The following is a 14,346-nucleotide window of genomic DNA, read 5'->3' as shown; positions in this document are numbered from 1 at the left end:
CACCACCCCCCAGATGACCGCCCAAAAGGCGATCCCCTCAAACCGCTCGGGGTCAAACCCCCAGCCCTTGAGCAGCCGTTTGGCAATCTCAAAGGCGGCGAAGATGGCCAGCACCAGGAAGAGGCCGTACCAGCGGATTTGCAGCGAACCAATCTCAACCAGGATGGGGTCCACGCAAGGCCTCCAGTTTCTTCTCTAGACGCTCCGGGGTGAACTTGCCCTCGAGCAGCACCCCTCCTCCCAGCAGGAGGACCGGCACCCGGAAGGTGTAGAGCTTCTTGAGCTCCGCATCGGCGTCCACATCCACCCACCGGTAGGCCAGCCCTCGGGCTTTGAGCAGGGCCTCGGCCTCCTCGCAGAGGTGGCAGCCTTTGCGGCTTATGAGCACCAGCTCCATCTGGACGAGTATACCTTTTTAGAGCCTCAGAAGATGGCCCGGAGGACCAGGAGGCCCATCAGGAGATGTATGAGGAACTTGCCCAGGATTCCCCCCAGGAGGCCTAGGATGGCCCCTTGGGTGCCCCTCAGGGCCTCGTCCAGGCTCCGCCCGGCCAGCCTTTCCCCCAAAAAAGCCCCCAGCAGCGGGAGCAGGAAGAGCCCCCAGGGGGGCAGCACGAACACCCCCGCGACGCCGCCAATGAAGGCCCCCCATACGCCGTAGCGGCTGCCGCCGTAGCGCCTGGCCCCAAGGGCCGCGGCGATGTTGTCCACCAAGGAGGAGAGCAGGGTAAGGACCCCTAGGGCTGCCCAGGTAAGGAGGGAAATCTCGGCGAATCCGGTGAAGAGCTCATGCAGGAGGGCCGCCCCGAGGATGATAAAACCGGCAGGGACTATAGGGATGAAGGTGGCTATGAGGGCGGCCCCCCAGACCCCCACGAAGAGCCAGTCAAGAAAGGCTTCCACCGGCCTGAGTCTACCATCAGCGGCCTCGGCCGCTCAGAAGAGGGCCAGCGGCCTGAACTCGGCCCCCAGCACTTCCTTGGGGTTGGCCTCAATCCACTGCAGGGCTGCGGCGTAGACATTGCGGAAGTCGGTCTGGTACTTGAGGGCGTTCAGCTCGAGGTCCTCCAGGTCGGGCTCCCCTCCGTAAAGCCCTCCTTTGACCCCCCCGCCCAGGACCAGCATCAGCCCGCCCTCGCCGTGGTCGGTGCCGTAGGAGGCGTTTTCGGCCACCTGCCGCCCAAACTCGCTGAAGACCAGGATGAGCACGTCCTTGTCCCGCCCTGCGGCCCGCATGTCGGTTCGGAAGGCGGCCAGCCCCTGGGCCAGGTAGCCCAGCAGTTCGGCCTGGCGGGGCGCCTGGCCGGCGTGGGTATCCCAGCCGCCCAGGGTGGTGTAGTAAACGCTGCTGCCCAGGCCCCCGGCAATCATCCGGGCGATGTCGGCCAGGCTTCTGCCAAAGGCGTTCTCGGGGTACTGGGCCTGGTTCTTGACCTGCCTGAGCTGGCCCACCCGGGTGAGGGCGGTGCGCAAGGAGCCCATGGCCCGGCGTACCTCCTCGGCGGTTCCGGAGCGGACCCGTTGCAGCTCCCGCTCAAAGGCCTCCTCCAGCCCCCTGGGCAGGCGTAGGCTAAAGGCGTCAATGCCGTTGATGGCGGGCGCGGTGCGCCGCTGGCCTACCTGGGCCAGCGGGGTGGCTCCCCCTAGAAAGGTTTCGCAAAAGGGGTCTTCCTGGGCATCGCCCCAGCGGCCCAGCCAGCCGGTTTCGGCCTTGCGGCTGGGATCGGCGGTATGCCAGATGGCGGTGGAGATAAAGTGGCTGCGGTTGGGGTTGGGGTAACCCACCTGAGGGATGAGGGCCAGCTCACCGCCCTCCCACATGGAGATCAAGGGCCTTAGGGCGGGGTGCAGCCCAAGCCGCTCGCCCCGCACCCCGAGCTCGAGCACCTCGCTACGGGGGATGGCGATGTGAGGCCGCAGGCGGTAGTACAGCTCGTTGCGGTAGGGCACCAGGGTGTTGAGCTGGTCGTTCCCGCCGAACAGGTTGACCACCACCAGGATTTTGCCCTCCGAGCGGGCGGCCAGGGCGGTGCGGGCCAGGAGCGAGGGGGCCCCTTGGCCCAGGGCCAGGGTTAGGAGGGACTTTTGGATGAACGCGCGCCGATTCATACGCACCTCTAAAGGAGCTGGGCCTCCGGCTTGACCAGGGCCAAGGTGCCGTCCCCCTGGTCCATGAAGACCGACAGGTCAAGGCGGGCCTCCCGCCCTGCGAAGGCGGCGAGCAGGTTGATGCGGGTTAGGAGGGGCGACTCGGCCAGCCAGCTCAAGCCTCCCTCCCAGCCCGACACGTTGGGGGGGTCAAAGGGAATCTGGCCCATGGCGGCCAGGGCCTGGTACAGGCGGCGACCGGACTGGGACGCAAACTCCACCCGGCTGACCCCCGCCGCGTACCACAGGCCCACCAGGTACTCCAGCGGGCTTTTGACCAGGCTGTTGCGGTAGGTGGGGCTGTAGAAGCTCTCGTGGGTGAAAAGCCAGCGCAAGAAGCCCCTGGTGCCATCGGCCTGCAGGACCCCTGCCCCCTCCTGCACCAGGGGCTCGGGGGGTGTAGGGGTTAGGTAGAAGCGGAGCAGCTTTTGGGCCACGAAGCGGTAGGTCTGGGGATGCTGGATGAGCACCTCCAGCACCTCCTCACCGGTTCGGAGCTTCCTTCCCAGGAAGGTCTTGACCCCTCCGTCGTGCCAGGCGGGGCGGAAAATGAACTCAAAGGGCACGTTGGCGCTGGCCTCGCGCGGGCGCAGCCCCCCTTTTAGCCGCACCGTCCATCCGGTAAAAGCCCGCGCGGCCTCCAGGATGTCCTCCTCGGTGTAGTGGCCAGGGCCCAGGGTGTAGAGCTCCAGCAGCTCCCGGGCCCAGTTCTGGTTGGGGTGTTCCTTGCGGCTTTCGGCGTTGTTGAGGTAGAGGAGCATCACCGGGTCCTGGGCGATGGCCTTGAGCAGCTCGCCGTAGGGCCCATACCCCAGCCGGCGAAAAGTGGCGAACTGGTTCCAGAAGTCAATTCCCTGGGCCCCCAGGGTCTCGCGAAACTCCGAGGTCAGATGGCCGTGCCAAAAGAGCACCAGCCGCTCCGCAGCCGGGGTGGGGGTGGTGAGCCAGTGGTTGAGCCAGAGCTGGCTTATCTCGAGGTGCTGCTGGGCGCGCTGGCTCCGGCTGGCGGCGGTCTGGTAGGGGGGGGCTGGGGCGGGTTCGCGGAGCAGGTGGTCCACGGCGGCCTCTAGGCCCATCTCCACCAGCTCTTGGGCCTCCTCCTTGCGCCCCCGGGCCGCAGCCCGGCGGAGGAGGTGGGCGGCTTCGGGGAAGGAAAACCGAATGGGCATGGGCGCTCCTTTTAGCCCTAGCCTACCCCGCTTTTCTGAACCTGCCCTTAAGACTGGCTTGGGCGGCTAGCCCCCCTCCTTCTCGCTTCGGCCCTCCTCGAGCCGGGCAAACTCGTCCAGGGCCGCGCGAATGCGGCTGTGCAGGCCCCGGTAGCCCTCTACCCGGCTCCCGCTCAGCAGCTCTAGGGCCTCCTCCACGGTTTCCACCGCATAGATGTGGAACTGCCCTTTCCGCACCGCCTCCAGCACCTCGGCCCGCAGGGTCAGGTTTGGCAGGTTGGCTCGAGGCAGGACGACCCCTTGGGTGCCGGTCATTCCCAGGGCCTGGCAGACCCGGAAAAAGCCCTCCACCTTGGCGTTGATGGCCCCCACCGCCAGTACCTTGCCGGTCTGGTCCACCGCCCCGGTCACCGCCAGGTCCTGCCGCAGCGGAAATTTACCGATGGCCGAAAGCGCCGCCACCAGCTCGGCGAGCCCCGCCGAGTCGCCGTCTATGGAGACATAGCTCTGCTCAAAGGCCAGGCTTATGGTGGCGGGCAGGGGCCCTGCGTCGGCGTAGCGGCTGCGCAGGTAGCCGGCCAGGGTGAGCACCGCCTTGTGGAATATCTGGCCCCCCAGGCCGGCCTCGCGGTCAATGGAGATCAGGTGATCGTGGCCTGGGGCGGCGCGGGCGGTGAGGCGGGCCGGCCGGCCCCAGTAGGGGGGGGCCTCAACGACCACCAGGCTGTTGACCTCCCCCACCCCCGTGCCCTGGGTCTTCAGACTCCAAACCCCTTCTTGGACCGCCCTGAGGAACTCCTCCTCGGAGAGGAAGCTGCGCGCCTCGCGGGCCGCCACCGCTTTGTCCACCGCCTCGGCGGTGAGGAGCCCCCCGCCCAGCACTGCGGCCTCCTCGGCCAGGGCCCGCAGCTCTACCAGCCGGGCATCCATGCGGTTTTTCTGCTCGGCCATCCGCCGAGCCTCGTCATAAAGCCGCACCAGGCCGCCCCGGGTCAGCCGGAAACCTTGGGCCTGGAGCCAGCCTCCCAGGGCGGTCATGTTCTCCTGGGTGGCCGCTAAGGTAGGGGAGAACTCCACGCGGATGCGGAATATCTCGCCGAAGGCAGGATCGTCCTCCAGCCCCTCAAAGGCCTCGGCGGTGCCCACCAGCATGACCTGCATCTGGATGGGAAAGGGCTCCACCTCGAGGCCGGCTGGGGCCTGGGGCTCGGTTACGGGCTCCACCTGTCCGTTGCGCAGGGCCCGCTTGAAGGCCTCCCAGGTGCCCTCGCGCTTGAGGCTGAGGGCGTCCAGGATCAGGTAGCCTCCCTGGGCCCGGTGCACCGCCCCGGGGCGGATGAGGCTCACATTTGTGCTCCACACCCCCTGCTCCACCACGTAGTCGAGCCGGCCAAAAAGGCGGGGGGCGGTGGCGTAGGGTTCGTAGACGATGGGGGGTGGGGCGCCGCTGCTGGAGGAGGTGAGCAGGTTGGGCCGCCACTGGGCAGGGTCTAGGGCCTCGCCGGTTTCAGCGTAGCGGGCCAGCCGGTTTTTTAGGGCTTCCAGGTAGCCCCGGGCTTGGGGGAACCGCTGAAGGAGCGGTTCAAGGCGGGCGTTCAGATAGTGCAGGGCCCACTCACGCCGCAGCCGCCGAAGGGCCACCTCGAGCGCGGCCCGGGCAGCCAGCCGGCCCAGGCTCACCTCTTCCAGCCTCGCGCTGAGGTCGGCGGGGACGGGGCCTGGCCCACTCAGCTCGAGCCGTTCCCCGTTTGCCAGTAGGGCAAACCCCGCGGCCTGGGCCTCCTGCCGCAACAAGGCGAGCTGGGCCCCTTGCTGCTCGGCAAACTGGGCTTCTAGGCGGCTCTTCTCCCGCAGGAAGGAGGCCTGGCGGAAGAGCTCGTCTAGGTGGCCCACCTCCAGCAGCAGGCCGTCCACCGCCTCGGCCAGCTCAATTTCCTGGCCGCTGGGCAGGGTTAGCACCGCCACCTTCCGTTCCGATAGGGGCACGTAGAGCAGGTCGGGGGGGGTCTCCACCCGCTGGCTGCTGAGGTAGGCCAGCAGGGCCTCGTGCTTTCCCAGGCCAGCAGGGCCCACCAGATAGGCGTGGAACCCCCCTTGCACGGCCAGCTCCAGGGCGGCTTTGGCCCGCTCCTGGCCGAAGAAGGGAGGGGGTGGGGGCAGGTCCAGCACCTGGTCCTGCTCGGGCAGGGGGGTGCGCCATTCCAGGGCCTCGTAGGAAAGCTCCATGGCGGGAAAAGTATACCCAGACCGTCAGGGCTGCCCTTTCGGAGTGAAGCCGCACCTGCTATCTTGGTCTCAAAGGAGGCAACTTTGTCATGGCGATGCGAGTTCTCGGGATGATTCTCGCGGGAGGGCAGGGCTCCCGGCTCTACCCGCTCACGGCCAAACGGGCCAAGCCGGCCGTGCCCTTCGGGGCCCGCTACCGCATCATTGACTTTGTGCTCAACAACTTCCTCAACTCGGGGATTTACGGCATCTACGTGCTCACCCAGTTTAAGGCCCAGTCCCTCACCGAGCACGTGCAGCGGCACTGGCGCTTCGGGGGCTTTCTGGAGGACGCCTTTATTCTGCTGGTGCCGGCCCAGATGTACCGCTACGAGGAGCTGGGGCCGGTCTGGTACCGGGGCACCGCCGATGCCATCTACCAGAACCTCCACCTCATCAACAACCACAAACCCGAGAATGTGGCGATTTTTGGCGGCGACCACATCTTCAAGATGAACATCGCCCACATGGTGGAGTACCACAACGACCACAAGGCCGACCTAACCATCGCCGCCTACCCGGTGCCCATAGAGCAGGCCAGCCGCTTCGGGGTGCTGCAGGTGGACGACCAGTGGCGGATGGTGGGCTTTCAGGAGAAGCCCAAGAACCCCACCCCCATCCCCGGCAGGCCCGATATGGCCCTGGTCTCAATGGGCAACTACATCTTCCGCACCGAGGCGCTGGTGGAGAAGCTCGAGCACGACGCCAAAGACCCCAACTCCTCGCACGACTTCGGCAAGGACGTGATTCCCCGGGCCCTGCAGGAGGGCTACCGCATCCAGGTCTACGACTTCAAGCGCAACCCCATCCCCGGCCAGCAGGGCCCCAACACCTACTGGCGCGACGTAGGGACCATCAGCGCCTACTTTGAAGCCAGCATGGACCTAATCCAGGTGACCCCGGAGTTTGACCTCTTCAACCCCGAGTGGCCCTTGCGGGCGGCCAACTTTAACTCGCCCCCCGCCAAGTTTGTGCACGAGGCCGGCGCCCGCACCGGACAGGCCTTCAACAGCCTGATTGCGGGGGGCTGTATCATCTCCGGGGGCACCATCCGCGAGTCGGTGGTCTTTCGCCGCTGCCGCATCAACTCCTACGCCTTAGTGGAGCGCAGCGTGCTTTTTGACGAGGTGGAGGTGGGCCGCTACTGCAAGATTAGAAACGCCATCGTGGACAAAAACGTCAAGATTCCGCCCCACACCGAAATTGGCTACGACCTGGAGGCCGACCGAGCCCGGGGCTTCACCGTAACCCCTGAGGGCATCGTGGTGGTGCCCAAGAGCTATACCTTCTAGCCCCATCTGGGCGGCCGGCTGCCACGGTGTCTATGGACAAGCACCCCGGCAAGGTTTTCTACCGCCTGACCCGTCTCTTTCCCGGCGATGCGCTGCCCATGGGGCGGGCACCGGCCGCTAAGGTCTACGCCAATCCCTTGGAGTCGGTGGAGCTATCGGAGCCCGTTCGGGACGGGGGCCCGGCGGTCTGGCGGGTGCTGGCCCGGGTGGCCGCCGCAGCGCCCAAGGTGGGCGCCTCGCTAACCCAGGCGGAAATCTCCCAGGTGCTGGCCCCTTTGGCAGTGCGCCGGGATGGGCGGGGCTACCCCTCGGCGGGGGGGGCCTATCCCCTCGAGGTCTACCTGGCCGTGCAGCGGCTGCAGGACACCTTTCCGGGTATCTACCACTACGCCGCCAAGCAGCACCAGCTAGAGCAGCTCTCCGCCCAGTTTGAGCTTGCCCGCTGGAAGGCCGCGCTGATGGACATGGAGGCGGTGGAGGCCTCGGCGGCGCTGGTGGTGTTCAGCGCGGTGCCGGAGCGCTCAGAGGCCGTTTTCGGACTGCGTGGCTTTCGCTATGCGCTGCTCGAGGTGGGCTACGCGGTGGGCGAGGTGCTGGTGGCGGCCACTGCCCTGGGGCTTCAGGCCTACCCTGCGGCCACCTTCTACGACGAGGAGGTGCGCCAACTTCTGGCTTTGCCGGAGGGCGAGCACCCAGTGGTGGTCCTCCTGCTGGGGAGATGATGGAGCCCGAGGCGGTTTTTGTGTACGGCACCCTAAAGCGGGGCCAGCGCAACTTCGGAGTGGCCCGGCGGGCGGGCTGGTTGCGTTCGGAGGCCGCCTACATAGAGGGCTTCCAGCTCTACCACCTGCCCCAGGGGGGTGGCCGGCTTTACCCGTACCCGGCGGTGGTTCGCGGCGAGGGGCGGGTCTGGGGCGAGGTGCAGTGGTTTGCCGGGCTGGCCCAGGCCCTCTCGCTTTTGGACCGGCTCGAGGACGAAGGGCAGGAGTACCGGCGCATCCCTGCCTGGGCCCACACCGAAAGGAGAGGGCTGGTGCGGGTCTGGCTTTATGTCTACCCGAGCCTAGACCAAGTGCGCAGGGCCCAAGGGCGGTGGTTGCCGGGGGGAGTTTGGCCCGGCTAGCGGGTGCCCGCACCCCGTTTAGATGGGCCGCAGGTCCTCCAGGAGCTGCCAACCCACCTCCTTGGGGGTGGCCTGCAGGTAGGGGTCCAGCTCGCGGCTGGCCCACTCGGCCAAGGGTTTTAGCTGGTCGGGCTCCTTTTCGCTGCGCACCAGGAGGGTCACCTGGTAGAACTGCTGGGTCTCGGCGGGCGTGCCGTCCTCAAAGGCGGCGATGGGAGGGGGTACTTTGTCCACCAGGACGTACACCTCCCCGAGCTGCCGGGGGAGCAGGCCCCTGGGGTCAAAGGCCAGCCCCTTGGGGTGCCACAGGTAGCCCTGGAAGAGCCGGATGGCCTGCATCGTTGCTATTTTGGGCCAAGCTCGAGGAGCAAATTGGCCCCCAACCCTCTTTTTCTGGGCGCAGCGTCGCTCACCCCACCCGGGCCACCTCCACTCCCCCCCGCAGGTAGACCCGGGCCAGCCGAGGAGAGAGCCGCACCGCAGGCTCGTAGCTGACCGTTCCGGTGAGCTCGGCCCAGCCCCAGAGGCTGCTGGTGGGGTCGTGATCGGCGGTGGCCACCTCAAAGACCTGGTCTAGCCCGACCGCCTCGGGCAGGCGCACAGTGATCTGGTCCATGGAGACCCTTCCCACCACCGGGCAGGCCAGGGGCTCGGCGCTGCCAGGGGGGCGGTAGCGCACGGTGGCCCGGTTGAAGACCAGCCGGGGTATCCCGTCGGCATAGCCTACCGGCAGGGTGGCGATCCACTCCTCGACTTGGGTGGTGTACAGGCCCCCGTAGCCGATCCGGTAGCCAGCCGGCAGCTTCCTTACCTGGGTGGGTTTGGCCAACAGGCGGGCGATGGGCCGTAAGCCCCAGCCCGGCAGCAAGCCGTAAAGTCCGATGCCGGGCCGCACCGCGCTTAGCCCACACCCGCCAAAGCCCAGCGTTCCGGCGGTGTTGCAGAGGTGGTAGAAGTAGCCGGGCCCAAAGGCCCGCCGTACCTCCATGAAGCGCTCAATCTGCTCCTCCGTCCAGCGGGCGTTCTCCTCGGCGTCGGCGAAGTGGGAGTAGATGCCTTGGATGAGCAGGTTCTCGTATTGGGCGAACCGCTCCCGCACCAGGTGGGCCTCCTCCACCGGGAAGCCTGAGCGGCCCAGGCCGGTGTCAAACTCCAGGTGCACCGGGATGGGCTTGCCAAGGGCGTTTAGGGCTTCGGCGCTCTGTAGGGTGGAGATGGAGGGGATGAGCTCGAGCTCAGCCACCGCCTGGGCCTGCTCGGGGTGTAGGCTGCCCAAAAGCAGGATGCGTCCCACCACCCCCGCCTCCCGCAGTGCCCGGGCCTCCTGGGGGGTGGCCACCGCCAGGCCCCAGGCCCCCAGCCGCAATAGCTCCTTGCCTATTTCCACCGCACCGTGCCCGTAGGCGTTGGCCTTGACCACGCCGATGACCTGGGCGCCGTTGGCCTTTTCCTTCAGCAAGTGGAAGTTGTGCGCGAGGGCGTCGAGGCTCACCTCCAGCCAGGCCGGACGCATGGAAGACAGTTTAGGCTCGAGCCGCCCAACCGAAAAGCCGCCGGACTCAAAGGGCGGGCCGGGAGGTCAACCACTCCTCGGGGAGCAGGCTGTACATGTAGAAGTCCCAAGGCTCCCCGCGAATCCACCGCCAGCGGCGCAGAAGCCCTTCGCGCCTAAAGCCCAACTTCTCCAGGGCCCGCTGTGAGCGCAGGTTTTGCGTGTGGGCGATGGCCTGGACGCGGCGTAGGTCCCAAGGCCCGAAGGCGAAGTCCAGCAGCACCACCTTGGCCTCGGTGTTGAGCCCCTGCCCCCAATAGGGGCGGCCCAGCCAGGTCTCGGTCTCGCCCAGCTTGTGGGGCCAATCTAGGTGCAACCCGATGACCCCTATGGGCTGGCCCCCGAATTCCACGATAAAGAAGCCCTCCTTGTGGCTAAGGCCTTCTAAGTAAGTATAGGTTTGTTGGGGATCTTGGGGAGGGCTCCAGTAGACCCAAGGTGCAAGTGCGGGGTCGGACATCAGGGCGAAAAGGGGCAGGGTGTCCTCGGGACGAGGAGGACGAAGTCGGACGCGGGGGCCTTGGAGTTCCATTTCCTCACAGCATAGAAAAAGCCCCCTCCCCAAGGGAGGGGGCCGAGGAGACCTCCAGTTAGGGCCGGGCCAGGGTGATGGTGGGGGAGGTCCAGGTCTCCCAGTCGGCGGGGTTGCGCTCGTCACCGCGGGGCTTCAGAACGCGGATTTGCAGCTTGTACTGCCCGTTGGGCACCGGTTGGAACTCCGCCGGAATGCGCACCTTGCTGCCGTAGACATCCTCCTTTTTGTACTTGCTGATGCGGGTGCCGTCCCAGGGAATAGCGAAGAAGCCGTTGGCGCTGGTGTTGCGGCTGGTGTACTCGGCGTAGTCGGCCAGGCTGTACCTGGGGTGGATGGGGGTGCCGGTAGCCGCGTCCAGGATGGCTAGTTCGTAGACCCGCGCGCCGTGCTCAAAGTGGACCAGGACGACCGGGATGTCGTTGCCCTGTAGGGTGAAGGTGCCCCCCGTGGGCAGGAGGTCGTAGCCGGTACCCGCGGCGTTGGGCCGGGCCAGCAGGGGGAAGCCGAAGCTGGTGGGGGTTAGGATTTGGATGGCCTGGTAGCCGCCCTGCATGCCCACGTAGGGCACGTTCATCTTGATTCCCGCACCCACCGGCTCGAGCAGCACATACCCGCCGTAGAGGCCCTTGTCCGGAAGGCCCGGCGGTGGGGTAATGGTCACGGTGAGGACAGCCTCGCCCCGGGCTGGAACGGTGATCTGGGTGTGGCTGAAGCTCACCGTGGCCACCGCAGTGGTAAAGCTGGGCGCGTAGATGCTGCCTTGGGCTGAGGGGCCCGGCAGGTGCACCGGACGGTAGATGAGGGGCACGTTGCTGCGGTTCTTGAGCACCAGCCGCTCGGTGTGGGGCCCGGCCTTGGCCGCGAAGGAGATGGCCGAGGGGGTTACGGTGACCCGGTTCTGCACCGCGGCCACGATGTCAATCATGCCCGCCCCCTCGCGGTAGCTGGTCTCGGGGAAGCCGCTGGTGGGGGCTAGGGCAAAGGGTTTGGGCATGGCGGTGTTCTGAAGGTACTTGCGCACCTCGCTGGGCCGCTGATGCCGCCAGAAAGCCGGGTTGCCCTCCAGCAGCAGGGCCACCGCACCGGCCACGTGGGGTGCCGACATGGAGGTACCGCTCAGGATGGCGTAGCCGCCTTGCTCCAGCGGCACCGCGGAGCGGATCAGGCCGCCGGGGGCGCCCAGGTCGGGCTTGAGCTCGAGGTCTTGACTCAGGCCCCAGGAGCTGAAGCTGGAGATGAGGTTGCCGGTGGGGTTGGCCACCTGGGTGGTGTCGGGCGTCCAGGTTAGGGTGGTGGGGGTGGTGAGGGCCCGCAGGGCCAGGCCGTCTTCCCGGGAGATGCTGATGCCGAACTTGCCGGCCACACCGGCCACCCCGCCCCCGGCGAAGAGGCCTGCGACGTTGTTGTGGATGATGACCCCGACCGCGCCGGCGGCCACCGCCCGCTGGTACTTCTCGTTGAAGGTGCAAGCCCCCCGCTCGATCAGGGCCACCTTGCCCGCGGGGTCGGCCAGCAGGGCATCAGCGTTGCAGGCCCGGCCGATCCAGACCACCTCGGCGCTGGTGCCGCTGGTGGGGGGCGCTTCGGCCCCGCCCAGCACCAGATAGCCCAGCGGGTTGCCGGTGGCGTTCACGATGGCCTTCTGGGCGTTGACGCTGATGTTGTCAAAGGAGGCCACGCTGATGACCCCCTGGGTGGCCGCCGGGTCACCGGTGGCAAAGAGGCCCAGGTTGCCGTTGTTGCCCGCCGAGGCCACCACCACCGTGCCGCGCTGGACCATCTTGGTAAGGGCCTTGCCCAGCACGCTCCAACCAAAGGGCGAGCCCAGGCTCATGTTGACCACGTCCATCCCGGCCCGCTCGGCCCGCTCGAGGGCCGCCAAGATCACGTCGTCGCTGGTGGAGCCTTCGCAGCCGAACACCTTGTAGGCTCCGAACTTGACGCCGGGGGCTACCCCGGTGATCTGGCTGTCCTTGCCCCCCACAATGCCCGCCACGTGGGTGCCGTGGCCGTCGCAGTCGTCGGGGTTGGGGTCGGGCACGGGGGTAGACCTGGCCGGGTCAGAGGCATCGTAGTTGTCGCCCACGAAGTCGTAGCCATCCACGATGCGCCCTGCGAAGGCCGGGTGCTCCAGGTCAATCCCCGAGTCAATGATGCCCACCTTCACCCCCCGCCCGGTGAGGCCTAGGTCGTTTTGGGCGATGTCGGCCCCGGTCTGGGTGAGGGCGCTGGCTAAGTCGGGGTTGGCGGGCTCCCTTGGGGGCAGCCCGAAGGTGCCCACCGGATAGACCCCCTCCACCCCCGGTAGGGTGTAGAGCATTTTCCGGTTGTTGCCCGGGATCTCCACCGAGAACCCGTTGAAGAGTTCTGTATAGGCGAAAAGAATCCTGACCCCAGCAGCCTCGGCAGCCTGCCGGAAGGCGGCGTGTTGGGCCTGGATGCTCTGCAAGCTGACCCCGTCGCTGATGGCCCCTCCCTCCAACTCCACGAACCAGCGGGTGGGGGTCTCGTCCACCATCTGCCCGCCGCTTTGCCCGGGCAGGCTGGCGATGACCTCTGGGCTGGGCTGGTTGCCGGACTTAAAGCCGCAGGCCGCCAACAAGATGAGTAAACCTGCCAAAGCCAACCTTCGCATACTGCTCCTTTCTAGCCTCCGATGGCGTACTCCTTGATCTAGATGTGAAGACAGTAAGAATCATAGGACAACCCTTGGGGCCACCGGGTTAATGGAGGAGGTTATCTAGGCGTTTCTTAGACTCCCATTCCGTTACGAGAGGGCTTCGGGCGGCCGGACCCGCACCGCGGCCCATCCGCTATGATGGGTCGGTATGGCGAAGGAGAAGGGCATCACACCCCAGTCGGTGGACTTCAACGAGTGGTACAACGAGGTGGTCTTGCGGGCCGACCTGGTGGACTATGGGCCGGTGCGTGGGACGATGGTCATCAAGCCCTACGGCTACGCCATCTGGGAGAACCTGCAGCGAGAGCTGGACCGGCTGTTCAAGGAAACCGGGCACCAGAACGCCTACTTTCCCCTTTTTATCCCCATAAGCTTCCTGCAGAAGGAGGCCCAGCATGTGGAGGGCTTTGCCCCTGAGTTGGCGGTGGTGACCCAGGCCGGTGGCGAGGCCCTGGAGGAGCCCCTGGCGGTGCGCCCCACCTCCGAGACCATCATCGGCTACATGTGGGCCAAGTGGATTCGCACCTACCGCGACCTTCCCCAGCTCCTGAACCAGTGGAACAGCGTGGTTCGCTGGGAACTTCGCACCAAGCCCTTCTTGCGCACCACGGAGTTTCTCTGGCAGGAGGGCCACACCGCCCACGCCACCCAGGAGGAGGCTGAGGCGGAGGCCCACCGCATGGCCGGGGTCTACGCCCAGGTGCTCAGGGAGTGGTGCGCTATCCCGGGCTGGGAGGGTCTGAAGACCGAGTCGGAGAAGTTTGCCGGGGCGGTCTATACCCTGAGCTACGAGGCCATGATGCGGGATGGCAAGGCGCTGCAGTCGTGTACCTCCCACTACCTGGGCCAGAACTTCGCTCGAGCCTTCGGGATCCAGTTCCAGGACAAGGACCAGGAGAACAAGTACGTCCACACCACCTCCTGGGGCTTTTCCACCCGGGTCATAGGGGCCATCGTGATGACCCACGGGGACGACAAGGGGCTCATCCTGCCCCCTCGGCTGGCCCCCATCCAGGTGGTGGTGGTGCCCATCTACAAGGGTGAGACCCGTGAGGGGGTGCTCTCGGCTGCTGAAGCGCTGTGCCGGGTATTGCGGGAGGCCGGGATTCGGGTTCACCTCGACGACCGCGACCAGTACAGCCCGGGCTACAAGTTCAACGAGTGGGAGCTCAAGGGGGTGCCGCTGCGCCTCGAGCTGGGCCCCCGGGATGTGGAGGGGGGTACGGTGGTCCTGGCCAGCCGCCTGGGGGGCAAGGAGACCCTTAGGCAGGAGGGGCTGGCGGGGCTTTTGCAGGAGCGGCTTAATCGCTTCCAGCAAGACCTCTACCAGCGGGCTCTGGCCTTCCGCGATGCGCACACCTGGGTGGTGGACGGCTACGACGAGTTCAAGGAGAGGGTTGAGCAGGGCTTTGTAAAGGCTTTTCACTGCGGCGACGCGGGCTGCGAGAAGCAGATTAAGGCCGATACCACCGCTACGACCCGCTGCATCCCCTTTGATGAGCCCAAAGCCGAGGGGGTTTGTATCCGCTGTGGTCGGCCCAGCGCCTATGGCAAGCGGATTCTGTTCGCCAAGGCGTACTGA

Annotated in this window: 14 protein-coding genes; 4 read left to right on the top strand and 10 right to left on the bottom strand. The window is 66.7% G+C overall.

Translation table 11 applies throughout. The features are described from left to right. The 6 genes from Mlute_RS03165 to Mlute_RS03140 all read right to left on the bottom strand — a co-directional run. Positions 1 to 174 (bottom strand): prolipoprotein diacylglyceryl transferase family protein (locus Mlute_RS03165; protein ID WP_147371025.1); only part of this gene is annotated, 174 nt, incomplete at its 3' end. Next, the gene (locus Mlute_RS03160) at positions 155 to 397 is read right to left on the bottom strand and encodes a glutaredoxin family protein (RefSeq protein ID WP_119359302.1); all 243 of its coding nucleotides are present in this window, start codon (positions 395 to 397) and stop codon (positions 155 to 157) included. The genes Mlute_RS03160 and Mlute_RS03165, both read right to left, overlap by 20 nt. 26 nt (positions 398 to 423) lie before the next feature. Then, positions 424 to 903, bottom strand: a complete 480-nt coding sequence (locus tag Mlute_RS03155) for a DUF456 domain-containing protein (RefSeq protein WP_119359301.1) — start codon at positions 901 to 903, stop codon at positions 424 to 426. A gap of 33 nt (positions 904 to 936) precedes the next feature. Further along, positions 937 to 2,109, bottom strand: coding sequence for a DUF1501 domain-containing protein (locus Mlute_RS03150; protein WP_119359300.1), 1,173 nt, complete (start codon positions 2,107 to 2,109; stop codon positions 937 to 939). Between the two features lie 8 nt (positions 2,110 to 2,117). After that, positions 2,118 to 3,317, bottom strand: a complete 1,200-nt coding sequence (locus Mlute_RS03145) for a DUF1800 domain-containing protein (protein ID WP_119359299.1) — start codon at positions 3,315 to 3,317, stop codon at positions 2,118 to 2,120. A 66-nt stretch (positions 3,318 to 3,383) separates the two neighbouring features. After that, on the bottom strand, positions 3,384 to 5,543 hold the full coding sequence (locus Mlute_RS03140; RefSeq protein ID WP_119359298.1) for an AAA family ATPase: 2,160 nt from the start codon (positions 5,541 to 5,543) through the stop codon (positions 3,384 to 3,386). A gap of 89 nt (positions 5,544 to 5,632) precedes the next feature. Here Mlute_RS03140 and glgC point away from each other — a divergent pair, with 89 nt between their 5' ends. Genes glgC through Mlute_RS03125 form a run of 3 tightly spaced genes read left to right on the top strand, consistent with a single transcriptional unit; the run spans position 5,633 to position 7,997 of the window. Next, positions 5,633 to 6,874, top strand: coding sequence for a glucose-1-phosphate adenylyltransferase (gene glgC, locus Mlute_RS03135; RefSeq protein ID WP_119359297.1), 1,242 nt, complete (start codon positions 5,633 to 5,635; stop codon positions 6,872 to 6,874). Between the two features lie 32 nt (positions 6,875 to 6,906). Next, complete coding sequence (locus tag Mlute_RS03130) at positions 6,907 to 7,596, top strand: SagB/ThcOx family dehydrogenase (RefSeq protein ID WP_119359296.1); 690 nt, start codon at positions 6,907 to 6,909, stop codon at positions 7,594 to 7,596. Continuing rightward, positions 7,593 to 7,997, top strand: coding sequence for a gamma-glutamylcyclotransferase family protein (locus tag Mlute_RS03125; RefSeq protein ID WP_119359295.1), 405 nt, complete (start codon positions 7,593 to 7,595; stop codon positions 7,995 to 7,997). Before Mlute_RS03130 ends, Mlute_RS03125 begins: the two co-directional genes overlap by 4 nt. A gap of 18 nt (positions 7,998 to 8,015) precedes the next feature. On the opposite strand, the gene Mlute_RS03120 is transcribed toward Mlute_RS03125, so the two are convergent. From Mlute_RS03120 to Mlute_RS16405, 4 genes are all read right to left on the bottom strand, one after another. Further along, positions 8,016 to 8,336, bottom strand: a complete 321-nt coding sequence (locus tag Mlute_RS03120) for a DUF3208 domain-containing protein (protein WP_119359294.1) — start codon at positions 8,334 to 8,336, stop codon at positions 8,016 to 8,018. Positions 8,337 to 8,406: 70 nt separating this feature from the next. After that, the gene (gene alr, locus Mlute_RS03115; protein WP_119359293.1) at positions 8,407 to 9,510 is read right to left on the bottom strand and encodes an alanine racemase; all 1,104 of its coding nucleotides are present in this window, start codon (positions 9,508 to 9,510) and stop codon (positions 8,407 to 8,409) included. A gap of 46 nt (positions 9,511 to 9,556) precedes the next feature. Next, positions 9,557 to 10,081 (bottom strand): GNAT family N-acetyltransferase, encoded by a 525-nt coding sequence (locus tag Mlute_RS03110; RefSeq protein ID WP_119359292.1) that lies wholly within the window; start codon positions 10,079 to 10,081, stop codon positions 9,557 to 9,559. Between the two features lie 58 nt (positions 10,082 to 10,139). After that, positions 10,140 to 12,719 carry a S8 family serine peptidase gene (locus Mlute_RS16405; protein ID WP_119359291.1) on the bottom strand — a complete coding sequence of 860 codons (2,580 nt, stop codon included), beginning with the start codon at positions 12,717 to 12,719 and terminating at the stop codon, positions 10,140 to 10,142. A gap of 193 nt (positions 12,720 to 12,912) precedes the next feature. On the opposite strand from Mlute_RS16405, the gene proS reads away from it, so the two are divergent. Continuing rightward, positions 12,913 to 14,346 (top strand): proline--tRNA ligase, encoded by a 1,434-nt coding sequence (gene proS, locus Mlute_RS03100; RefSeq protein WP_119359290.1) that lies wholly within the window; start codon positions 12,913 to 12,915, stop codon positions 14,344 to 14,346.

The organism is Meiothermus luteus, assembly GCF_003574085.1.
Lineage (GTDB): Bacteria > Deinococcota > Deinococci > Deinococcales > Thermaceae > Meiothermus > Meiothermus luteus.
The sequence above is the reverse complement of the archived record's forward strand: the minus strand, read 5'-3'. Positions and strand labels throughout refer to the sequence as shown.